Below are 21,146 nucleotides of genomic sequence, written 5' to 3'. Positions count from 1 at the left end.
AACCGACACGTTAGGTTTCTCAAAACCTAGTTTCATGGATTCGGTTTTAAAAAACCTCATGAGTCAGTTATAAGGAACTGACTTTACAGGATTCAATCCCACTTAGAAACCAAAATACTGTTCGGCATTCTGGTAACAAATGTCCTGAACAATTTTCCCGACCCAGTCAATATCGTTTGGTAACTCCCCATTTTCGATGTCGTTTCCAAACAGATTGCAGAGAATCCGCCGGAAATACTCGTGGCGGCTGTATGACACAAAACTGCGCGAGTCGGTGAGCATGCCCACAAAAGCACTCAGCAGCCCCATGTTCGAGAGGGCATTGATTTGTTTCTCCATGCCATCTTTCTGATCGAGAAACCACCAGCCGGAGCCAAACTGCACTTTCCCCCGTACGGAGCCATCATTGAAGTTGCCAACCATAGTGGCCATTACTTCATTATCGGCCGGATTGAGGTTGTACAGTATCGTTTTAGCGAGCTTATTTCGATCATCCAGTCCACCCAGGAAGCGGGACAACGAAGCGGCCTGCGGAAAATCGCCGATGCTGTCCCATCCCGTATCGGGCCCGAGATCACGCAGTCGGCGGATGTTGTTGTTGCGGAGGGCTCCCAGGTGAAATTGCTGCGTCCAGCCTTTTTCGTGATCCCATTCGGCAAACTGCACCAGCATAAAGGATTTGAATTTCAGCACATCGGCCGGTGGAATGACAACACCCCGGTGCAAATGGTCGAATATCCGCTGAACGTCGCCCTCTTTGTACGGCTCGGCATAGATCATTTCCAGACCATGGTCGGACAAGCGGCACCCCATGTCGGCAAAGTAGTCGTGCCTGGCTTTCAGCGCTTCGAGGTAGTCCGTCAGGGTCAGAATTTCCCGCTTCGTCACCTCACCCAGTTTATGGATATAGGCTCGAAAAGCAATGGGATCTTCGGCGGCCATAGCCTTATCGGGGCGGAAAGTGGGCAGCACTTTCGTGCCGAACGCGGTGGTGCCCTCACGCTGCTCCTGACTCACGTTACGGTGGTGCTCCAGCGAATCCAGCGGATCATCGGTCGTGCACACCACCCGAACATCGAAATGGGTAAGCAACGCACGCGTAGATAGCTGCGGCAGTTGTTCATTGCACGCATCATAGATTGATCGCGCCGTTGACGGATTGAGCACGTCCGTAATCCCGAACGGATTTTTCAATTCCAGGTGCGACCAGTGGTAAAGCGGGTTCCGAAGGGTATAGGGAATCGTTTCAGCCCACTTTTCGAACTTCTCCCAATCGCTCGCATTGCCCGTGCAATACTGCTCAGGAACGCCATGTGTACGCATAGCCCGCCATTTATAATGATCACCATGGAGCCAAAGCTGTGTCATGTTCTCAAACTGACGGTCGGTGGCAATCTGGTCGGGAGGCAGGTGGCAGTGGTAATCCATGATCGGCATCTGCCGGGCATAGTCATGGTAGAGCCGACGAGCCGTTTCGGTTTGCAACAGAAAGTCGTCGGACAGAAACGTGGAAGCGGGAGCGAGTATGTGCATGCGAATGAAAGCAGAAGCCGGTTTAATTCTCCCGGCTTTTGGGCTATTTTTTTACAGGTAACTAACTTACAACGCTGATAAGGTAAAAAAGCACCCGTGCCCGCTTTTCTTCCAAAAAATCTTTGTTGATTTGCCAATGCCCATCCCTTCTGGCCGTTTTCGCTGGCGTATTGTCACGTTGCTCTTTCTGGCAACGACCATAAATTACATAGACCGGCAAGTCTTGTCGTTCACGATGACGGATGAGTTGTTTCGGAAAGAAATGCTGGGTGTTGCCCCCGATGCCGTACTGACCCGTGAAGCAACCGACCGATTCAAAGTACTGTATGGCGATGTCGATGCGGCTTTTAAATTTGCCTATGCCATTGGTTTCCTGCTCGTTGGCTGGCTCATCGACAAGATAGGGACCCGCCGGGGCTTCTCGCTGGGCATTCTGGTCTGGAGCATTGCGGCCGTCCTCACGGCCTTCGTCAATACCATTGCCGGGTTACGCTGGATGCGGGCGCTGCTGGGCCTCGGCGAAGCAGCCAACTTTCCATCGTCCATAAAAACCATAGCCGAGTGGTTTCCCCGGCGCGAACGCTCCTTCGCCAATGGCCTCTTCAATGCGGGGGCCAACGTGGGCATTATTGTGACGGCGCTAGCCGTACCTTACCTGATCTTGGCATTCGGCTGGCGTAGTTCCTTTTTAATTACGGGCATACTGGGTTTCTGTCTGCTTATTTTCTGGTGGTTTATGTACAGTAAACCCGAACGAAACCCGAACGTGTCGCCCGAAGAGCTGGCTTACATTCGAAAAGACGACGAACGATTACCGCCCCTGAAGGTTTCCTGGGGGCAGTTGCTGGGGTATAAGCAAACGTGGGCGTTTGCTATCGGTAAGTTTATGGCCGATCCGATCTGGTGGTTTTATATGTCGTGGCTCCCTGATTTTTTCAACTCAAACGATGCCCTCAACGAACGACTCGACCTGAAAAGTTTTGGCATCCCGTTTCTCATCATTTACGTTGTTTCCGATGCGGGCAGTGTCTTTTTCGGGTGGCTCAGCACGCAGTTCATGCGCTGGGGCTGGTCGGCCAACCGCGCCCGAAAAACCACGATGCTCATTTGTGCCCTGTGCGTTGTCCCGATTTTTTTTGCGGCCCAAACCAATAGCCTAACCGTTGCCATAGCCTTTATTGCCCTGGCAACAGCCGCCCATCAAGGATGGTCGGCCAACATGTACACCTTCGCGTCGGATCTGTTTCCCCGGAATGTAGTGGCCTCAGTTACGGGTATTGGGGGAATGTTCGGCGCCGTGGGCGGTATTCTGCTGGCCTTGTTGTCGGGACGGATTATTACGGCCTTTGGCTACCTGCCCATGTTTGTCATTGCCAGTTGCTCGTATTTGATCGCGCTTGTTATTATTCATCTGGTCTTACCGAAATTAGAGCCGGTGCGAACAGAAGAACTCCTGAGGGAGTATAGTATCAATGGGAAGTTGTAAGGCGGCTTCCTGCCAAGTCACGTTTATACCCCATCGACCAATGAAAATTGTCACCTTTGGCGAAGTAATGCTTCGACTAAGTCCGCCCGGCGTCGAACGCTTTGCCCAAACCGACACGCTAGCAATGCACTTCGGGGGCACCGAAGCCAACGTGGCCGTGTCGCTCGCCCAGTTTGGCCTACAGGCAGCCCACGTTACTCGCTTTCCAGACCATGCACTGGGCCGCGCGGCTTCGGGCTATCTTCGTAAATACGCCGTCAGTACGGAGCACATTCGTCACGGCGACGGACGACTGGGTCTGTATTTTCTGGAAACGGGGGTCGGTAGCCGGGCCAGCCAGATTATTTATGACCGGGCCGATTCGGCGTTTGCCCGTATTCACCCGGACGAAATTGACTGGGAACCTATCTTGCAGGGGGCTTCCTGGTTCCACTGGACGGGCATTACGCCTGCCCTCTCGCAGGGTGCAGCCGATTGTTTGCTGGTCGGCATACAGACCGCCAATCGGCTGGGCGTTCCGGTATCTACCGACATTGTTTACCGGAGTAATCTGTGGCAATATGGGCGAACGCCCCAGGAAATTATGCCTGCTCTAACCGAAGGATGCACCCTTGTGCTGGGCAGTAAGAATCTTTTCTCCGACCTGTATGGCGTGGTTGGCAGCAACTTCCAGGAGTCGGGACGAGCCCTGATGAAACGGTTCCCCAACGTACGCTATGTTACCGACACCAAACGGAGATCGATCAGTGCGTCGCACAACCAGTTGTCGGCCAAGCTGTTCGATGGACAGGAGGTGTACAAATCCCGGACTTATAACATCAACCCCATTACCGATCGAATCGGCACGGGCGATGCGTACATGGCGGGCTTGATCTATGGTTTGCTGACGCTCAACGATTTGCAGCGCGCCATTGAATTTGGCGCAGCCGCGTCGGCTCTCAAGCATACCATTCCGGGGGATGTCAATCTGGCCACCGTTGCCGAAGTAGACAACTTGGCCAACGGCGACAGTTCCGGCAAACTGAAGCGATAAGCCTGGCGAATAACGCTTTTGATAAGATTGCCGTCAGGAATAACGATGTAGTTCGTATTATTGCTGAATTATGAACAATTAAGGCAAAACGTCAATTTTAGTTAACAAAAAACCCATCTGACCGATGACCGCAGGCCCGCCTGCTGCACACCCAACCATGGCTAAATTAACCCGTTCGACCCACCCCGCTCCCGTTTTTCCCGAAAAGATTCTACAGTTCGGCACTGGTGTCCTTTTGCGCGGCTTACCTGATTATCTGGTACAGAAAGCCAATAGCGAAGGACGATTTGAAGGCTCAATCGTTGTCGTCAAATCGACGGATAGCCAGACCGACGAGTTTTCGGAGCAGGACAATCTGTACACGGTTGCCGTTCGGGGTCTTCAGCAAGGGAAAGAAGTATCAGAAAATACCATTGTTTCGGCCATTAGCCGGGTGTTGGCAGCTCAAACGCAGTGGAATGATGTGCTGGTACTGGCGCGGAATCCGAAGCTGCAGATCATCATCTCCAACACGACCGAAATTGGGTTGAACTACGTTGAGGAGAGTATTTTCCAACACCCACCGCAGTCGTTCCCGGCCAAGCTAACGGCCTTTCTGTACGAACGGTTTCGCAGCGTTGGCGGCTCCAAAGCCAAGGGGCTGGTGGTTATTCCAACCGAGCTAGTTACCGACAATGGACTAAAATTACGGGATGCCGTCGAGCAACTTGCCCAATTTAATGAACTGGGCAAACTATTTACGAAATGGCTCAAGTTTCACGTTCGGTTCTGCAATTCGCTCGTCGACCGGATCGTTACCCGCCCTACCGAAAGTGCCCAACAACTCGTCCAGCAGGAAACCGGTTATGAAGATGACCTGCTTACGTTTACCGAGCCCTATCATCTGTGGGCTATCGAGGGCGACGACCGCGTCCGGGAAACCCTTTCATTTGCGGGGCCATCAACTCCTCAGATCATTATCGACGAGGACATAAATTTCTATAAAGAGCGTAAGCTCAGAGTACTCAATGGCACGCATACGCTTACCATGCCACTGGGCTATCTGTTGGGGCTGGAAACGGTTGCCGATGAAATGCTCCACCCGGCCATGAGTAAGTTCATTGAGTCCCTGATGCTGCGGGAAATTGTTCCGACCGTACCCGATTATGGCATTCCGGGAATGGATAAAGACGCCGTTGAGCAGTTTGCCAACGATGTGCTGGATCGCTTCAGGAACCCGCACCTCGACCATTTGCTACTCAATATTTCACTCCAGCAAACGGCTAAAATGCAGGCTCGTAACGTAGCGACACTGCAACGGTATTACGAGCAGTTCCACAAAGTTCCTAACCTGATGGCACTCGGTTTTGCGGCCTATTTGCTGTTTATGAAAGCCGTTCGGGAAGAGAAAGGACAATTTTTCGGAGAGATTGCCCTGCCAAGCGGTGGCAAGCTCAATTATCCCATCCGTGATGATAAAGCCGGGTACTTTTATGGTGACTGGAAAACCGTTAAAGAACGTACGCCAGCCACCGTACAGGCCTTTGTCAAAAGCGTTTTGTCCGACACGAAACTCTGGCAAGACGACCTGACTACCCTACCGGGTTTCAGCGAAGCGGTTGCGAAACACTTAAATTCATTACTTACTCTGGGCATTGTCAAGACCCTGGAAGGCGCCGTTGAATAAACGTAACCTGGACGTCAAGATTACAACGTCATCATTATAAGTAAGAAGGCCCGACAGCGTCAAACTGTCGGGCCTTCTTACTTATAATGTAATGTGGTGTCAGTTTTAAGAAACTGACACCACCAAAAAATCACAAAAAGCGTCTGATTTTCTCGGCGGTTGCCGCCAGCTCATCCTGACTTGGCTTCATTTTATTCTGAAAGTTCATATCGGCCAGGTCGTTCATCGGTATCAGGTGAACGTGGGCATGAGGTACTTCCAGCCCGACTACCGCGACGCCAATACGCAAACAGGGTACGGCTTTTTCAATAGCTGGAGCCACCTTTTTCGCGAAAGCCATCAAACCCAAATAGAGCTCGTCATCCAGATCGAACAGGTAATCTACCTCTTTTTTAGGAATGACAAGCGTATGTCCGGTCGTCGTCGGCATAACGTCTAAAAAAGCCAGATAGTCGTCGGTCTCAGCGATTTTGTGGGCCGGAATTTCGCCAGCCACGATTCGGGAGAAGATAGAAGGCATAAGTACGGGTATCGTTTTGACTGAAAAATGCAGAATAAGAACTCAGCATACGATTGGTTATCATTCTACACGATTCGCTAAACTCAGCGGGCAATCTCGATTACTTTAAATTCCAGAACGCCGGCCGGTACTTTGATCTCGGCAGTCTCGCCAACACGCTTGCCAAGGAGTCCTTTTCCGATAGGCGACCCCACCGAAATCCGACCTGCTTTAAGGTCGGCTTCTTCCTCGGAAACCAGCGTATAGAGCATTTCTGCCCCGCTTTTCACGTTCTTGATTTTCACCTTCGACAAGACCGACACCAGCGAGGTATCGATGGTGGATTCATCCAGAACGCGGGCGTTCGACAAGACTTCTTCGAGTTTCGATATTTTCAGTTCGTGTAAGCCCTGCGCATCTTTTGCCGCATCATACTCAGCATTTTCGCTAAGATCCCCCTTGTCACGCGCTTCAGCAATCTGGTGAGCAATAGCCGTCCGGCCTTTGGTTTTCAGCTCCACTAGTTCAGCCTTAAGCCGGTTGAGTCCTTCTTCGGTGTAATATGAAATCTTTGCCATAATATAATAGTACTAACTCGTTATTCTTATTAGTTCGGTGTGCTCCTTAAAAACAAAAAGAACGGTACGCCGACCGTTCTGCAACCAAATTGGTTTTCTTTGCAGACGCGTCAGAGTCGCCGTCGGATTTCCGAAGCGCTCGGTTTAGGAACATAACAACTTATTCGTCGCATTGGCTAAGCCATTTATTGGCCGGTCACATTCTTTTGCAAGGCGTTCGGAGCAACGCGTCTTGTGATACAAAAGTAAAAATACTTCCCGGCTATATCAACATATAGTCGCGGACCTACGTAAAAAACGATTTACTGATTCATGCCACAGCCCCTTCGCATTGTGTTTATGGGCACGCCCGATTTTGCGGTTGCCAGCCTCCAACGCCTTCTGGGTGCCGGTTGCCAGGTTGTTGCCGTTGTGACAGCACCCGACCGGCCCTCCGGACGCGGGCTTCAGCTTACGCCCTCCCCCGTTAAGAAAGCCGCCGAAGCCGCTAATTTACCGGTTCTGCAGCCCGAAAAACTCCGCGACCCTGCCTTTCTGGAACAATTATCCAGCTACCAGGCTGACCTTCAGGTCGTTGTTGCATTTCGGATGCTTCCCGAAGTGGTCTGGGCCATGCCTACTATAGGAACGTTTAACCTACACGGCTCATTGCTGCCCCAGTACCGGGGGGCCGCGCCCATCAACTGGGCCATCATCAATGGAGAAACCGAAACGGGCGTCACCACTTTTTTTATCGAAAAAGAGATCGACACGGGGCAGATGATTTTTCAGGATTATGAGCCCATCTATCCTGACGACACGGCCGGAACGGTTCATGATCGATTGATGGAACGCGGAGCCAATCTGGTTCTGAAAACCGTTCACGCTATCGAGGACGGCGCGTATCCACGTACGCCACAACCCGAGGCCCACGATCTGAAACCAGCGCCCAAACTAAGCCGGGAAACGACCGAAATCAACTGGAACCAACCGGCAGTCACGATCCGCAATTTTGTACGGGGTTTATCGCCTTACCCAACGGCCTGGACAAAAATCAATGGCAAGGTGTTCAAGATTTACGCGGTATCGCTGGCAAACGAGTCTCCCTTTGCGGCAGAGCCTGCCGAAGCTTACTCGGACAACAAGAAACTAATTCTGGTTCGAGCGGCCGATGGCTGGCTCCAGATCGACGCGCTGCAAGCCGAAGGCAAACGGCGCATGACCGCCGAAGAGTTTTTGCGGGGGAATAAATTGTGAATTTGGGTTGTTGTAAATTGGCAATTAAAACAAGTTGAAACAATGAATCCTGTCTTAATTATAGAACCATCCGATAGCATTTATAATAAGCGCAATCGGTGTTTACCCTTTTGCATTAAGCGGATTGTAATCGTTAATAGTCAAGATATTATTGAATGTCGGGTTGAAAATATTCCAATTGATACAAATTGGATTTTTATCAGTGGCGAAAATGGATTTGGTAAAACAACCTTCTTACGATCTATTGCAGTTGGGCTATATGGTGTACACAACGATATGCTTAGCTTGAAGAAAGCTGAATTTGAATATCCATTCATTGGTGTAGAGTTTATCAACAATAGCTTTAACACTATTAATAATTTATGGGCAAAAGGTGACGGCTTTCTTCCACTCGAACATCTCGCTTGTTATGGCCCTTCTCGCTTGCAGATACAAGCGAAAATGAGCCAAAATGAAGTTGCGGAAAAAAGCTCAACTACATATGGACTTTTCAATCCCGACGGTATTCTGCTCAATATTGAAAGTAAACTGATCGAATGGCATCTGGAAAAAAACGAACGACTGGACCAGGTCAAAGCCTTATTTCGAGAAGTGATTCCGCATTTGGCCGACATTATCGTGCAGAAAAATGAGCAGGATGATTACGAGGTACTTTATGTAGAACGGGCTGAAGATAACGAAACAATTACGTTTGATCCTGTGCCATTCAATCAGCTAGCGGCTGGCTTTCGGAGTATTATTGGTTTGATCGGTGATCTGTTGATTCGATTCATTCGTAAGCAACCTCACGTCAAACAATTGAGTGAACTGGCGGGTATTGTGCTGATTGACGAACTGGAAAATCATTTACATCCTAAGTGGCAGTATCAATTACCAACATTACTCTCGAAAGTTTTCCCTAACATCCAGTTTATTGCCGCTACACATAGCGTTATTCCCATTCTTGGTGCGCCTAAAAACTCAGTATTTCTGAAACTAGACCGGTCTAAAGAAAAAGGCATTACGGTCGAGCGGATCGATATAGACGTGGCCAACTTACTGCCTAACTCTATTCTGACTTCCCCAATTTTTGATATGGACACGATCAGGCCAATCGCAAATGAAGATATAGGAAAATTAAGAACGGAAGATACATACGACGAAGTAGTAGCCAATAATGCAATAGATAAACAACTTCGCGAACTCGACAACGACCCTTCTCAATATCCCGCTCTTCTTCAGGAATAGGCCGCATGATTCGCGTACAAAAAGATTTTGACAATCCACCTACAGGACTTGTCAGTGATTCGTGCCAGGCACAGCGCCAAAAAGCACTTGCTGAAAAAGCCACTCACAACTTTAGCAGCTATCACTACCGTGACAGTACGATCGAGACTTTACGGAAAATTTATAAGTATAAATGCGGCTATTGTGAAACCCACGAGTCAGCCGGAGCTTCGTTACGCGTAGATCATTTCCGTCCTAAAGCGGGTGTTAAAGACGTCCCTAATCACGAGGGCTATTATTGGCTAGCCTATGAATGGAGTAACCTTATCTTAAGTTGTGAGAAATGTAATGGCAGAAAGTTGCATAGCTTTCCCTTACAGAACGAAGCTAACCGCGTTTCGAAACCTGATCTTGACAGTAAGGGCTTCCCCACAAACGACTGTTGCCGGGCCGACAAGTCTATATTACTTGCTGAACACCCTTTATTGCTAAATCCGGAGTTAGATGACCCTGACAAGCATTTGATTTTTCGACCCAACGGAACAGTTGATTCAAAAACAGAGAGGGGGAAAAAATCAATTGAATTATACTTCCTCGAACGAGATGAACTCATCAAGAACCGTAAAAACATGACTGATGACATAATAGAGAAACTTAAAAAGCATCTCCTGAAATACCTTAAGCGAGAAATTGATGAAGAAACATATCGCTATGCCATGCAGAATGTTTATGAAGAGGCCGCTTTAAACCGGCAGGCAGATAAGCCTTACTCCCGAGTGACAAACGCCTTATTCGATGATTTTGACACCTTTGTTGTATCTCGGTTCCCTGCTGGTCAGCAGGCATATATTAGGCAAAGTTTTCAACTTTATCTGCAGGGAAGATTATGGCCAATACCTAAATAAGCATGCCATTTGCAACTTGTACAACCCTAAACCATACCCCTATGAAACTATTCTTACTTTTCCTCCTAATTATTACCTCATCGAGTTGACAACCAACGCCTAAAGTGAGACCTACGCTGAGAAACTCAGCTTTCTAAAAGGGAAAAAAGTCGTTATTTCCGACGTCGATAATAATGGCATAAGCTATGAATCGAATATGGGGACGATAAAGGCATTTCCAATTCAACAACCGTTATATGAATTCTGCCTCAAAAGCCTTTGTCGAAAAAGAAGGTATTATTATTGCAACCTGGCGTGAGTTGATGGAAAACGCAAAAAATTATAAATGAGTGAATATAGCTGGATTAAGCAATTTGCTCAATCACTCTTTACCTTATGAAAATCAGTCTAATAGCTGCGGTAGCTCAAAATGGTGTTATTGGTCGTGAAAACGACATGCCCTGGCACCTGCCCGACGACTTTGCTTTTTTCAAACGCAAAACCAGCCATCATCCCATCATCATGGGACGTAAATCGCTGGAAGCCCTGGGCAAGCCACTCCCTAACCGCACGAATATCGTGATTACCCGCAACCCGGATTTTACGGCTACCGGCGTAACTGTGGTGCATACGCTCGACCAAGCCCTTGCCGAAGCGAAAAAGGCAGATAAAGCCACCGACGAAATCTTCGTAATTGGCGGAGCCGAAATTTATAAACTAGCGTTGCCCATAGCGACCACGCTTTACCTGACCGAAATTCACCAGACTTACGAAGGGGATGCCTATTTCCCAACCTTCGACAAAAGTGAGTGGACCGAAGTGAGCCGACGCCCCCACCCTACCGACGAGCGCCACGCGGCAGCCTTCGATTTTGTGGAGTATGAGCGAAACAACTAGTTGTCCGATAGCTTAGGCCAGTTTGCCAACCGCATGCGTTGCTCTGATCGAGTACACGGGCGTTTCCTCATAACGCGAAGCAACGATCACTTCGGTCGTATCCCGGTGGAAGTCGAATAAGGCCTTGGATAACTCCGGACAGTTATTGTCTTTCGACAAGTGCGACAGCAGCACGTGACTCATGAAAGCAGGCTTATGGGTCCGGAACAGGTCCAGAGCCTGCTGGTTAGACAAGTGGCCTTTTCCCCCTCTGATTCTGTTCTTGAGAAAATACGGGTACCGACCTTTCTCCAGCATGTCTTCGTCGTAGTTTGCTTCCAGAAAAGCGGCATGGCATTGGCCGAAGTGATGAATGAGGTGTTCGCAGGGCGCACCAATGTCCGTGAAAACACCTACTTTGGTGTGGCGGCCCGCGACCACAAAACTGTGCGGGTCGGAGGCATCGTGGTGCTTCGGAAAAGCCGTAATGCACAGCTCACCAATCCAGATGGGCTCATAGCCCCGCAGGGCTTTCAATGGGAAACCCGTCTGCGGCAAACCCGAGTTTTGCAGGGTGCCAGGCGTAATAAAAACGGGTAACTGGTATTTTTTGGCCAGTTGAGGAATGCCCCGAATGTGATCTCCGTGCTCATGCGAAACAAAAATTGCCTTGACTTTCTGGAGAGAAAGGCCCAGCCGCTCCATTCGCCGTTCGGTTTCGCGGCAGGAAATCCCGGCATCGATCAGGACCGCTTCCTGCTCATTTCCAATATAATAGCAATTTCCGTTGCTGCCCGAATTCAGCGAGGTGATGAACAATTCCATAAGATGACAAAGTACGGGTAAAATTCGACACAAAACGCCTTGTATCGGCTGAAGTAGGATTACTATCAGTCAGCAGCGTATGTATGTCGATCAGGAGTTTATTCTTACCGTAACGGGGCTGACGAAAACATTTTCGGGGGTAAAGGCACTGGATAACGTCCAGTTGAGGGTCAGAAAAGGCGAAGTCCATGCCCTCATGGGCGAAAATGGAGCGGGCAAATCCACCTTCATGAAGCTGTTGATCGGCCTCCTGACACCGGATTCGGGCGAGATCATTATGGACGGCGAACCCTTAACGACCAACAACGTTAACGACATCCTGAAAAAAGGGATCTCGATGATTCATCAGGAAATACTGGTGGTTCCTGAGCTGACGGTGGCTCAAAACATCTTCCTCGGCCGGGAAACGAACCGCAGCCTGTTTGGCTGGCTGGACGACCGGAAATTGACACGCCAAGCGGGTGAACTGCTGAATCAGCTGGGCGTGGACATAGCGCCCACCGTCCAGCTAAAGCACCTGAGTGTAGCCGAACGACAAATGGTTGAGATTGCCAAAGCGCTGTCGAACGAGGCAAAGGTGATCATTATGGACGAACCCACCTCGGCCCTCGCCGACAATGAAGTGGCTACCCTCTTCCGGCTTATCCGGGAGCTGACGGAAAAAGGCGTCGCAATCATTTATATCTCGCACAAAATGGACGAGATTTTCGCCATTGCCGATACCATTACGGTGCTGCGCGACGGCCAGTACATTGCCACAAAACCCGCTTCGGAGCTGAATCAGCGCACCCTGATAACGCTGATGGTTGGTCGGGAGATCGACACCTTGTTTCCTGTTAACAACAGCCCCAAAGGAGACGAGGTTCTGTCGGTCAGGAACCTCAGCCGAACCGGTAGCTTTTCGGATATCAGCTTCACCGTTCAGGCCGGTGAGGTTCTCGGCATTGCGGGCCTGATGGGTGCCGGGCGAACCGAAATAGCCCGCGCCATTTTTGGCATGGACCCGATCAGCAGCGGTGAACTATATCTGCGTGGGAACGCGATAACCATTCAGTCTCCTCATGACGCGATCCGGCAGGGCATCGGCTACGTGAGCGAAGATCGGAAAGCATTCGGTTTCATTCCGCGTTTATCGGTCAGGCACAACATCACCTTATCGAGCATAGCGACCCAGGCAAGAAGAGGCTTTATCAAGGCCCGGCACGAAGCGGAAACCGCCGATGCCATGGTCGCGAATTTGCGGATAAAAGCCGCCAGCCCTAACCAACCGGTGACCTACCTGAGCGGAGGCAATCAGCAAAAAGTAATTATTGGCAAAGTCCTGCTTTCTAAACCAGCGCTCATTATTCTGGATGAACCAACCCGAGGGATCGACATTGGTGCCAAAGCTGAAATTTATAAACTGATCAATCAACTGACGGCAGACGGTCTGGCGGTTATCCTGATTTCATCGGAGCTTCCCGAAATTCTGGGCCTGAGCGATCGGATACTGGTGTTATCGCAGGGAAAGCAGACCGCTCTACTTTCCCGAAACGATGCCACACCCGAAACGATCATGCACTATGCCATGCACCCTTACTAGCCCCCTTCTTTTTCCGATCCATGAAAAACGGCAGTAGTACCGCCTTCGCTCAAACGAACAAAATGTCTACACGAAGACCCGGTGGCATCCTCCGAAAATACGGCCTTCTGGTCGCCTTCGTGGCTGTTTGTCTTGTCATTTCGTTCACAACACCCAAGTTTCTGACGGTTCAGAACCTGATGATTATTCTGACGCAGGTATCCATTAACGCCTTGCTGGCGTTTGGCGTTACGTTTGTCATCATTACGGGAGGTATCGACCTGTCTATCGGCTCCATGGTGGCGGTTACGGGTGTGGTAGCGGCCTCCTTTGCCCATCCGGATACATACCCGGTGGCCGTTCCTGTGCTGGCGGGCCTGGGCGCGGGTTTGCTCTTCGGTGCTTTCAACGGATTTATCATTACACGCAGCAACGTACCACCCTTTATTGTTACGCTGGGCACCATGACCATCGGTCGGGGACTCGCCCTGATTCTCAGCAACGGGCGTCCCATTTCCAACTTATCGGATTCGTTCAACTTCCTGGGCGGGGGAAAAATTCTGGGCATACCAACACTCATTATTACGCTGATTGCGCTTTTTATCGTCTGCACTGTCGTGCTGAAACGAACCGTTCTGGGCCGGTACATGTATGCTGTTGGTGGCAACGAGCAGGCGGCCAAGGCATCGGGCATTCAGTTAACCAACGTCAAAATGGTCGTTTATACCCTCTGTGGGGGACTGGCGGCCCTGGCAGGTATTCTGCTGACATCCCGCATTACAACGGGCCAGCCCAACGCCGGTACGGGATTTGAACTAGATGCCATTGCCGCTGCCATCATTGGCGGCACCAGCACCTCCGGCGGCACCGGAACCATGACGGGTACACTGATCGGGGCATTGTTGATCGGCGTAATCAGTAATGGCCTTGATCTGCTCAACGTAACGTCTTATTACCAGCAGCTTGTCATGGGGACCATCATCATCGGGGCCGTTGTGCTCGATAGCATGAATCAATCGGGCAATGATTAATCCTGACCATCACGACCATACACTACGAAAAAATGAACCGTTTATTCACCTCATTCGCTACCCTTTGCCTCACGCTCCTGCTGGCAGGCTGTAACCAGTCCGCCACTTCCGATACCAGCCAGGGTGACGGTCGTAAAAAACTCGTGATGGGCGTATCCATGCTCAGTATGCAGAACGAGTTTATCGTCAACGTGAATGACGAAATGACCAAAAAAGCCCAGGCGGCTGGTGTCGAGCTGATTACCGTCGATGCCGAACGATCGGCGTTGAAACAGGTGGAGCAGATCGAGAGCTTCATTGCCCAGAAAGTAGACGCCATTATCATGAATCCCTGCGAAGTGGAAGCCAGTTCACCAGCCGTGACCAAGGCGTTGGCGGCCCATATTCCGATCATTAACGTAAACTCGGAAACCAGCGCGAAACCGTCGGCCTTTGTCGGCTCCGATGATGTAGAGTCCGCGCGTATTGCCATGAAATTCATTGCCGACAAACTGGGCGGCAAGGGCAACGTGGTGATGATGCACGGCTACATGGGCCAGGCAGCTCAACTGAAACGGGAACAGGGTGCCCGGGAAGTGCTGAAGCAGTACCCCAACCTGAAACTCCTTGCCCATCAAACCGGTGAATGGGATCGGGCCAAATCGATGGCGTTGATGGAAAACTGGATACAGTCTTTTGGGCCACAGATCAACGCCGTTTTTGCGCAAAATGATGAAATGGGACTGGGTGCCGTAAAAGCCCTGACCGATGCGGGCCTGAAAGACAAGGTCGTTGTTGTCAGCATCGACGCCATTCCCGATGCCCTACAGGCCGTAAAGAAAGGCACGCTGGATGCTACCGTTTTCCAGAATGCCGAGCAGCAGGGCGCTAAAGCCATCGATACGGCAATTAAAGCGGCTAAAGGGCAACCGTATGACAAACAGACGCTTATCCCGTTTCAACTGGTTACGCAGGCTAACCTGAATACGTTTCTGAAGTAAATAGCGCGCTGGGCGCTATCCCTTCGGTGTATTCGTCCGGATTCGAATCGTATTGGGTATCGCCCGTGGATCTTTATACGTAGCAGGCAGCGACCCAAACTCCGTCAATAGCTGATCCATGAGCTGGGTAACACTGGTATAAATCAGGCTTTCATCGACCAGACCGGGCTCCAGGCTGTAGATGTTCAGGAACGTCTCCGATTTGGCTTCCGGTTGATACGTCTGGGAATAATAGCTCATGTCAACGGATACGAGACTTTTGTAGGTTAACCGAAAAGACAGGGTGGCGATCTGCTGGCCCAGGTCATCATTAAGCACCAGCCGAAGCAGTTCGGCAGACAACGCCTGAAATGTCCAGTTCAGGTTAGTAGCTTCCTGAATCTGCTGCAACGTTTTTGCCAGCAAAGGCCTGGTCTTTTTCTGCCAGTAAAAGTGATTGCTCTGCACTTTTTCAAAGGCATCCTTAAGGCTTTGTGCTTTCCGCTGTACTTGCTCAAGCGTAGTCATTGAACTGAGTTTACACGTTGATAACCGAGTAGTCAGTAAGCCATTTTTACGCCCCTTTTACTCATCACGGCCCGTCCGATTGAACCAGCAGTTGACCATCCCAGGAACTTTCCGGCGCAGATCCATCGTCCAATTTAGCCTGTTTATCAAAGCTTTCTCCGGGTTGACTCCCGTTTCCCGGCATCTTCATACGCCCGTATCTAGCTTTGGCATCAACATAAAACACCGTGTTTGATCAACCAAGCCAGTAACTGCCCGATGAGTCCTATAGCCGCATTCCTGTTAGCCTTGTTCATTCTGAACCTGGGCGTTGCCTTTGGCGCAGGGGTATACGAAACCAGAATTATTCTTCCGCTCTGGTTCCGCCAATCGGCGGAGTCCGGCTATTATGTCGATACGAAGGCCATACACGAGGTAGATACGGGCCGAAAATTCTGGGCATTTGTCACAACGGGACCGCTTACGCTTCTCACCCTGGCGAATCTCGTCATTGCCTGGCAGTCGCAGGCCACGGGGCGATACTGGTGGCTTGCCGCCGTGCTGATCACACTTGTCGAACGAGTAGGAACGTTTTCCTTTTTCATTCCCACGGTCATCAAACTTCAGCAGGCCGATCGGCTACCGCCAGCCACCGTCAGCCGTCTAATAACCACCTGGCTCCGGTTAAATTATGTTCGTAATGGGCTCACCTTACTAGCCTGTCTGGCGGCACTGAGCGCCTTTTCCTCGTAGTCACAATGAAAATTACACTGACTACCCACGCCACAAGCAACCCACACCACTAAACGAAAAACGGTTTAATTGACCTTTTTTGTGAGGACCTGCCCGAGAATCTGGACAGGTCCTCACTGTTTTTTTTGGTTTAAAACAAAGGCGTAAGGCATAGGTTAAGGCTGAAAAATGTACAACAAAACTTAACCAACTCAACGTCATGCCAACTCAACTTCCTCAACAGCAGTCGTAGAATCCCCGAAACAAGAAATTGCCTGGCCCCTGACTCGTACCCCTATTTCCGGATGAGCTTCACGCTCATTCCAGTCCGCCGAAGTAGCACACCAAGTAGGCATTACTACCCTAAGGAGCGACTAAATCAAAACATACGTTTATTATTTCCTGTTAAAATAAACTGGACTGTCGTTGCTTTCAATGTATACGATGACATAATACCCAAAAGAGCAACCTGCGGTATTCATCCATAAAACAAAATTAAATACGCTCATCAATACATAGACTCACTACACAACTAGCTGCTGGACAGATGACTATAGAGCGAATAGTAAATTTCGTAACGCCCTTTAGACTTGTAGCCCTAATCGGTATCCTGGCGATAGGCCAGGGATTTCTACACATGGATCAGCGGGACAACGTTCTGCAATTTATCTTCGGAATTCCCCTGGCTGCCGGTATGATTGGTTTCGATTATCTGATGCGCCGGGCCACCCGAGACAATACGCTGTATTTGTGGCTAGTAGAGGCCATCATTGTTGCCCTCATGTGGTATGGCTTCAACCATTCCTGAACTCTGTTTTTATCACTTTTTTTTGCCGCCTTTCACGGGCTCTGCCGATAAGTTGGCCGTAAAGAAGGGCAGCATCTTCTGCTCGATACGTTCCGCAATCCGGTTGATATGATCTCCGTCGTACTCTTCGTAGGTATGCGGAATCTGGTAGTTGGTGAGCATGCTATCCAGTATCTTGTTGTTGGCCGCGATGCTTTCATCTTTCGAACCGGCGTCAAAGGCCAGCGCATGAAGTTGCTTTATATTCGAAACATACTGATCGAGAGTGGCCAGCGGTGCGTTGGCGGCCCATTTGGCCGTAACCATAGGCTGCGGCTCGCCATTCTTCACCGGCAAATCCAGAAAGAAAGGCGCATTCGTGGGGTTAGGCGACCACGAAGCCGCCGAAGCAAACATAGCTTTCGTCAGGAAATCAGCCTTGTCCAGATCCGCGACGGACTTAACCGCTTCCATGCGAGTCGCCATTTGAGCATTACCCGGCCCATTCATGTCAGGAACCATGCAGCAGGGACTCAACAGGTATAGGCTGGAGAAGATTTCGGGGTGCTTCTGCCCAATCCGAATTGTACCGTATCCGCCCATCGAGTGGCCCGCCAGGCCGCGGCTGGATGCCTGCGGAATGGTGCGGTACTGCTTGTCGATGTAAGCAACTAATTCTTTAGCGACAAAATCCTCCCAGTTGCCAATCGTCACTGAATTGGAATACATGCTGCCGAAATAGCGATTGTAGGCATTGGGTGTCACAATGATAAACTCGCCCGCTTTGCCCTCAGCGACTGCTTTGTCGACAACGGCCGGCAGATTGATCCAGTGCTTGGTCAGGCCGTACCATTTATCGTCGCTGTCCGTAAACCCATGCAGAAAATAAATAACGGGGTAATGCCGCTTTTTATCTGTCTGATAACTGGCTGGCAGATAGATCGATACATCCCGATCCGGCGAATCGCCCGCCAGATTGCCTTCCAGCCCTTTGCCGTGCACTTTTATGCGCTCAACCCGGCCCGTTCCCGTCGGACTACTCTGGCCGTATGCCTGCGTAGCCACGACGAACCCGAATGTGCTCAGAGCCAGAAACAAATAAAAAACATGACGAAACGGTACGGATTGACGATGCATGATAGTTGCTGGTAGAAAATAATAGAGTCTGTTGCCGACGGTGATGCCCTTTCCGGCTGCGGTCGAGGCAAAGTTATAACTCCTGTAAGAACATTTACCGTTCGATTTACCCAACAACGCGCTCGTCTCTGATCTTACCACAAAACGTGTCATTGCCTTCAATGAACCTGAGCGAAGAAAAAGGGTAAGGAAAACCTTCCCGATCGGGCGAACGTATCTAGTCTGTCGGCCCTACTGATTTGTCGGCTTCCAGCGGATTCTGGTGGAAAATTTCCTCCAGCCGGGCAAACAGTTGCGGATGTTTTTCCTGAAGCAGATCGGGGCGTTTGAAAAAATATTCGGACACGACAGCGAAGAATTCAGCTTCGTTCGTGACGCCATACGGGTTAATGTCGGACTGGTTGGCTTTGATCTCGTGAATGCTCTTATGAATGAGTTGCAGCCAGGGCTTTACGTGATCTTTCTCCAACAGATTTTCCGGCAATCCATCGGTAGCACCGTCGGCTTTGTCGAGCAGGTGAACAAACTCGTGAATCCCCGTATTGCCTTTGCTGGTTTCATTGGCGAAGCCTTCGTGCAACGCCGGTTTCGACAGCACCATCGTGCTCTGCAAGGCACCACCCTCCCCAACCATACCCAGAATATTCCGGTCGTCGCCCGTGGTTTGATAGTCCGCATTGAAGCGATCCTGATACAGCAGCACATCGGTCAGCGGGTAATACCAGTCCGCGAACCCGAAAATGGGAATAATGGCACTGCTGGCCACCAGCACCTTGTCCAGATCATCGACGGGGGTATCCACCCCCTCGATGGTGACGTGGTTCAGAAAATAGCTCACCCGATCTTCGAACAGTTTCTTTTTGTCGTCGGGCAACGACTGGTAATAAAAAACGTGTTTCTGCAACAGTTGCGGATAGCTATCCGGCAAGGGCAGTACTTCGCTGTCTTTCTTATCCTGCAGATAACGCCAGAGAAACCAACCGGCCACCAGCACGGTAATCGTTACGAATAAAGTCATTGTTCGGCTGTTTGAGTCGTGCTTGTATGGGTCTTTAACCCGCGGGCACAACCTTATAGTTGATTTACCTTCACCCCTATTTTCGATTGTACATTGATTAACGCCTGAATACCGTCGGGGCGAATGGCTATTTTCTGGGGCACAAACCGAAACGTTTTGATGCCCAGATCCGTCGTTTTGCCCGGTCCTTTCTCAAAAGCCTTATCGATGGAGGCTGGCAATTTGGCAATGTCATCGTCCAGCGGAATGGTCAGTATACTTTCCAGCAGCGTACGCAACCCTTTGTGCCAAACAGTGTTCGAGTCACCGGACACGGCTTTCCAGGTTTCAGCGTCAAAATCCAGATTGTTCACCCGCAGCGTATTGGTAAGCGTATCGAAAACAGGTCGCCCACGCAGGTAAACAGTTCCGTCCAGCAAACCGCTCAGGTTGGCTTTAACGATTAATGCGTGCTGCCCCCCATAAACCGACACCTCGTGGATGGTCAGCGAGCCGAGCGCCAGTTTTTTGTCTTTATTGTTCGTCGTGATGGCCAGCATCCGATTGATATCGGCATAGGGAATGTAACTCAGCACATGCAGGTCCGATGTTTCCAGGACCTGCTCTCGTTTTTGCAGAATGGGCAACGGCGTCTTCGGATGTTCCGGCGCTTTGGGTTTAAGTTCTGTTTGGGTTTCGAGGGCAACCCGAATAGGGGTGGTGATCTGACGGTCGTTACCAGTGACGGGACCAGTCATAACACTGATGGGTTTAGGAATGAGCCACAACCCATAGGCTTTACTAATCAGCAGCGGATTTTGCAAATCGCGCCAGATCGGCTTTACCATGTTGTCGAGTCGTAATTGCGTATGGACGGCGGAGTCGATGGCCATTTCGATGGCCGTCTTGTGCTTGTCCAGTATGTTCTGAACCAGCTTTGTCAGCGAAATGCCGCCCCCTAACAGATGCAATTCGGGCTTTACTATCCACGTATAGTCCGTGAAGCTTGTCCGACTCGCCAGCCGCCAGTTTGGTGTTACGCCGATCGGGCTTTTGAAGTTGACGTTTAAGGCGCAGAAGGGTTTTTTCGGCGGTGTGGTATCCCGGCTGAAGGGTTTAGTGAGCCACATCTGAAGGGGAGCCGACAACTTTACCTGCTGATCGGCGTACTCAACATGCACGGGACCCAGGCGCTTGACCCGAAACGAAATGATGCCTTTGGTTTTGCCGTCTTTTGTCTCCTTACCAACCAGAACGGGGTCGAGCTCCCGGTTGATTTTATTTTCTAATTCCCGAAGATCAAAGGTGATAGGCCCAGCCAGGTACGAAATCTGGTCGGGAATCAGCGGGTCGAACCCTTCTGCTTTGGGAGCCTGCGGTTGTACTTTCTGGCATTGCACCAGAAGCACAAGCAGGCATAACGCACTAAAATAAAGTAGTAATGGCGGTGTTCTCATCAATGGTGGAAAGGGTCGGCAGCCTGATTTCAGGAAAGTGACGACCCTCTATCTCTGATTAACTTACTTTCTTTTGGGTATGTTTACCAGCGTCGTTTCATTGAGTGATCAGCCTACACACCGATTCCGTGGGGACACGGACCACGGAAAACTAAA

General features: G+C 50.3%; 20 protein-coding genes. 12 read left to right on the top strand and 8 right to left on the bottom strand.

Translation table 11 applies throughout. The features are described from left to right. Positions 1-102: 102 nt before the first annotated feature. Positions 103-1,533 carry a glucuronate isomerase gene (gene uxaC, locus ACYU8Y_RS00545; protein ID WP_460933101.1) on the bottom strand — a complete coding sequence of 477 codons (1,431 nt, stop codon included), beginning with the start codon at positions 1,531-1,533 and terminating at the stop codon, positions 103-105. A 136-nt stretch (positions 1,534-1,669) separates the two neighbouring features. On the opposite strand from uxaC, the gene ACYU8Y_RS00540 reads away from it, so the two are divergent. The 3 genes from ACYU8Y_RS00540 (at position 1,670) to ACYU8Y_RS00530 (ending at position 5,718) form a co-directional block, all read left to right on the top strand. After that, entirely contained in the window at positions 1,670-3,019 is a 1,350-nt protein-coding gene (locus ACYU8Y_RS00540; RefSeq protein WP_460933099.1) for an MFS transporter, read from the top strand. Positions 3,020-3,059: 40 nt separating this feature from the next. Further along, a complete protein-coding gene (locus tag ACYU8Y_RS00535) occupies positions 3,060-4,052 on the top strand; it encodes a PfkB family carbohydrate kinase (RefSeq protein WP_460933097.1) in 993 nt (330 codons plus the stop codon). A 157-nt stretch (positions 4,053-4,209) separates the two neighbouring features. After that, complete coding sequence (locus ACYU8Y_RS00530) at positions 4,210-5,718, top strand: tagaturonate reductase (RefSeq protein ID WP_460933095.1); 1,509 nt, start codon at positions 4,210-4,212, stop codon at positions 5,716-5,718. Positions 5,719-5,848: 130 nt separating this feature from the next. On the opposite strand, the gene ACYU8Y_RS00525 is transcribed toward ACYU8Y_RS00530, so the two are convergent. Both ACYU8Y_RS00525 and greA read right to left on the bottom strand, forming a co-directional pair. Further along, the gene (locus ACYU8Y_RS00525) at positions 5,849-6,238 is read right to left on the bottom strand and encodes an HIT family protein (RefSeq protein ID WP_460933093.1); all 390 of its coding nucleotides are present in this window, start codon (positions 6,236-6,238) and stop codon (positions 5,849-5,851) included. A gap of 83 nt (positions 6,239-6,321) precedes the next feature. After that, on the bottom strand, positions 6,322-6,795 hold the full coding sequence (gene greA, locus ACYU8Y_RS00520) for a transcription elongation factor GreA (RefSeq protein WP_046376277.1): 474 nt from the start codon (positions 6,793-6,795) through the stop codon (positions 6,322-6,324). 312 nt (positions 6,796-7,107) lie between these two features. Between greA and fmt the strand changes: the two genes are divergently transcribed. The 4 genes from fmt (at position 7,108) to ACYU8Y_RS00500 (ending at position 11,018) form a co-directional block, all read left to right on the top strand. Then, a complete protein-coding gene (gene fmt / locus ACYU8Y_RS00515; RefSeq protein ID WP_460933091.1) occupies positions 7,108-8,031 on the top strand; it encodes a methionyl-tRNA formyltransferase in 924 nt (307 codons plus the stop codon). A 42-nt stretch (positions 8,032-8,073) separates the two neighbouring features. Then, positions 8,074-9,258, top strand: coding sequence for an AAA family ATPase (locus ACYU8Y_RS00510; RefSeq protein ID WP_460933089.1), 1,185 nt, complete (start codon positions 8,074-8,076; stop codon positions 9,256-9,258). A gap of 5 nt (positions 9,259-9,263) precedes the next feature. Continuing rightward, the gene (locus ACYU8Y_RS00505; RefSeq protein WP_460933087.1) at positions 9,264-10,142 is read left to right on the top strand and encodes an HNH endonuclease; all 879 of its coding nucleotides are present in this window, start codon (positions 9,264-9,266) and stop codon (positions 10,140-10,142) included. A 375-nt stretch (positions 10,143-10,517) separates the two neighbouring features. Beyond that, a complete protein-coding gene (locus tag ACYU8Y_RS00500; RefSeq protein ID WP_460933085.1) occupies positions 10,518-11,018 on the top strand; it encodes a dihydrofolate reductase in 501 nt (166 codons plus the stop codon). 12 nt (positions 11,019-11,030) lie between these two features. Here ACYU8Y_RS00500 and ACYU8Y_RS00495 read toward each other — a convergent pair whose 3' ends face one another. Continuing rightward, positions 11,031-11,822: an MBL fold metallo-hydrolase gene (locus tag ACYU8Y_RS00495; RefSeq protein WP_460933083.1), complete on the bottom strand. Its 792-nt coding sequence runs from the start codon at positions 11,820-11,822 to the stop codon at positions 11,031-11,033. Between the two features lie 79 nt (positions 11,823-11,901). On the opposite strand from ACYU8Y_RS00495, the gene ACYU8Y_RS00490 reads away from it, so the two are divergent. From ACYU8Y_RS00490 to ACYU8Y_RS00480, 3 genes are all read left to right on the top strand, one after another. Continuing rightward, on the top strand, positions 11,902-13,404 hold the full coding sequence (locus tag ACYU8Y_RS00490) for a sugar ABC transporter ATP-binding protein (RefSeq protein WP_460933081.1): 1,503 nt from the start codon (positions 11,902-11,904) through the stop codon (positions 13,402-13,404). 62 nt (positions 13,405-13,466) lie between these two features. Beyond that, positions 13,467-14,414 (top strand): ABC transporter permease, encoded by a 948-nt coding sequence (locus ACYU8Y_RS00485; RefSeq protein WP_460933079.1) that lies wholly within the window; start codon positions 13,467-13,469, stop codon positions 14,412-14,414. Between the two features lie 32 nt (positions 14,415-14,446). Beyond that, entirely contained in the window at positions 14,447-15,394 is a 948-nt protein-coding gene (locus ACYU8Y_RS00480; protein ID WP_460933077.1) for a sugar ABC transporter substrate-binding protein, read from the top strand. Between the two features lie 15 nt (positions 15,395-15,409). Here ACYU8Y_RS00480 and ACYU8Y_RS00475 read toward each other — a convergent pair whose 3' ends face one another. Continuing rightward, positions 15,410-15,901: a hypothetical protein gene (locus tag ACYU8Y_RS00475; RefSeq protein WP_460933075.1), complete on the bottom strand. Its 492-nt coding sequence runs from the start codon at positions 15,899-15,901 to the stop codon at positions 15,410-15,412. 258 nt (positions 15,902-16,159) lie between these two features. On the opposite strand from ACYU8Y_RS00475, the gene ACYU8Y_RS00470 reads away from it, so the two are divergent. Then, entirely contained in the window at positions 16,160-16,633 is a 474-nt protein-coding gene (locus ACYU8Y_RS00470) for an anthrone oxygenase family protein (protein ID WP_460933073.1), read from the top strand. A gap of 616 nt (positions 16,634-17,249) precedes the next feature. Beyond that, on the top strand, positions 17,250-17,420 hold the full coding sequence (locus tag ACYU8Y_RS00465) for a hypothetical protein (protein ID WP_460933071.1): 171 nt from the start codon (positions 17,250-17,252) through the stop codon (positions 17,418-17,420). 12 nt (positions 17,421-17,432) lie between these two features. Here ACYU8Y_RS00465 and ACYU8Y_RS00460 read toward each other — a convergent pair whose 3' ends face one another. The 3 genes from ACYU8Y_RS00460 to ACYU8Y_RS00450 form a co-directional block, all read right to left on the bottom strand. Beyond that, positions 17,433-18,536 (bottom strand): alpha/beta hydrolase, encoded by a 1,104-nt coding sequence (locus ACYU8Y_RS00460; RefSeq protein WP_460933069.1) that lies wholly within the window; start codon positions 18,534-18,536, stop codon positions 17,433-17,435. A 217-nt stretch (positions 18,537-18,753) separates the two neighbouring features. After that, positions 18,754-19,554, bottom strand: coding sequence for a M90 family metallopeptidase (locus tag ACYU8Y_RS00455; RefSeq protein WP_460933067.1), 801 nt, complete (start codon positions 19,552-19,554; stop codon positions 18,754-18,756). A 53-nt stretch (positions 19,555-19,607) separates the two neighbouring features. After that, the gene (locus tag ACYU8Y_RS00450; protein ID WP_460933065.1) at positions 19,608-20,990 is read right to left on the bottom strand and encodes a DUF4403 family protein; all 1,383 of its coding nucleotides are present in this window, start codon (positions 20,988-20,990) and stop codon (positions 19,608-19,610) included. Between the last annotated feature and the right edge of the window lie 156 nt (positions 20,991-21,146).

The sequence above is a fragment of the Spirosoma humi genome (genome assembly GCF_054776575.1).
The sequence above is the reverse complement of the archived record's forward strand: the minus strand, read 5'-3'. Positions and strand labels throughout refer to the sequence as shown.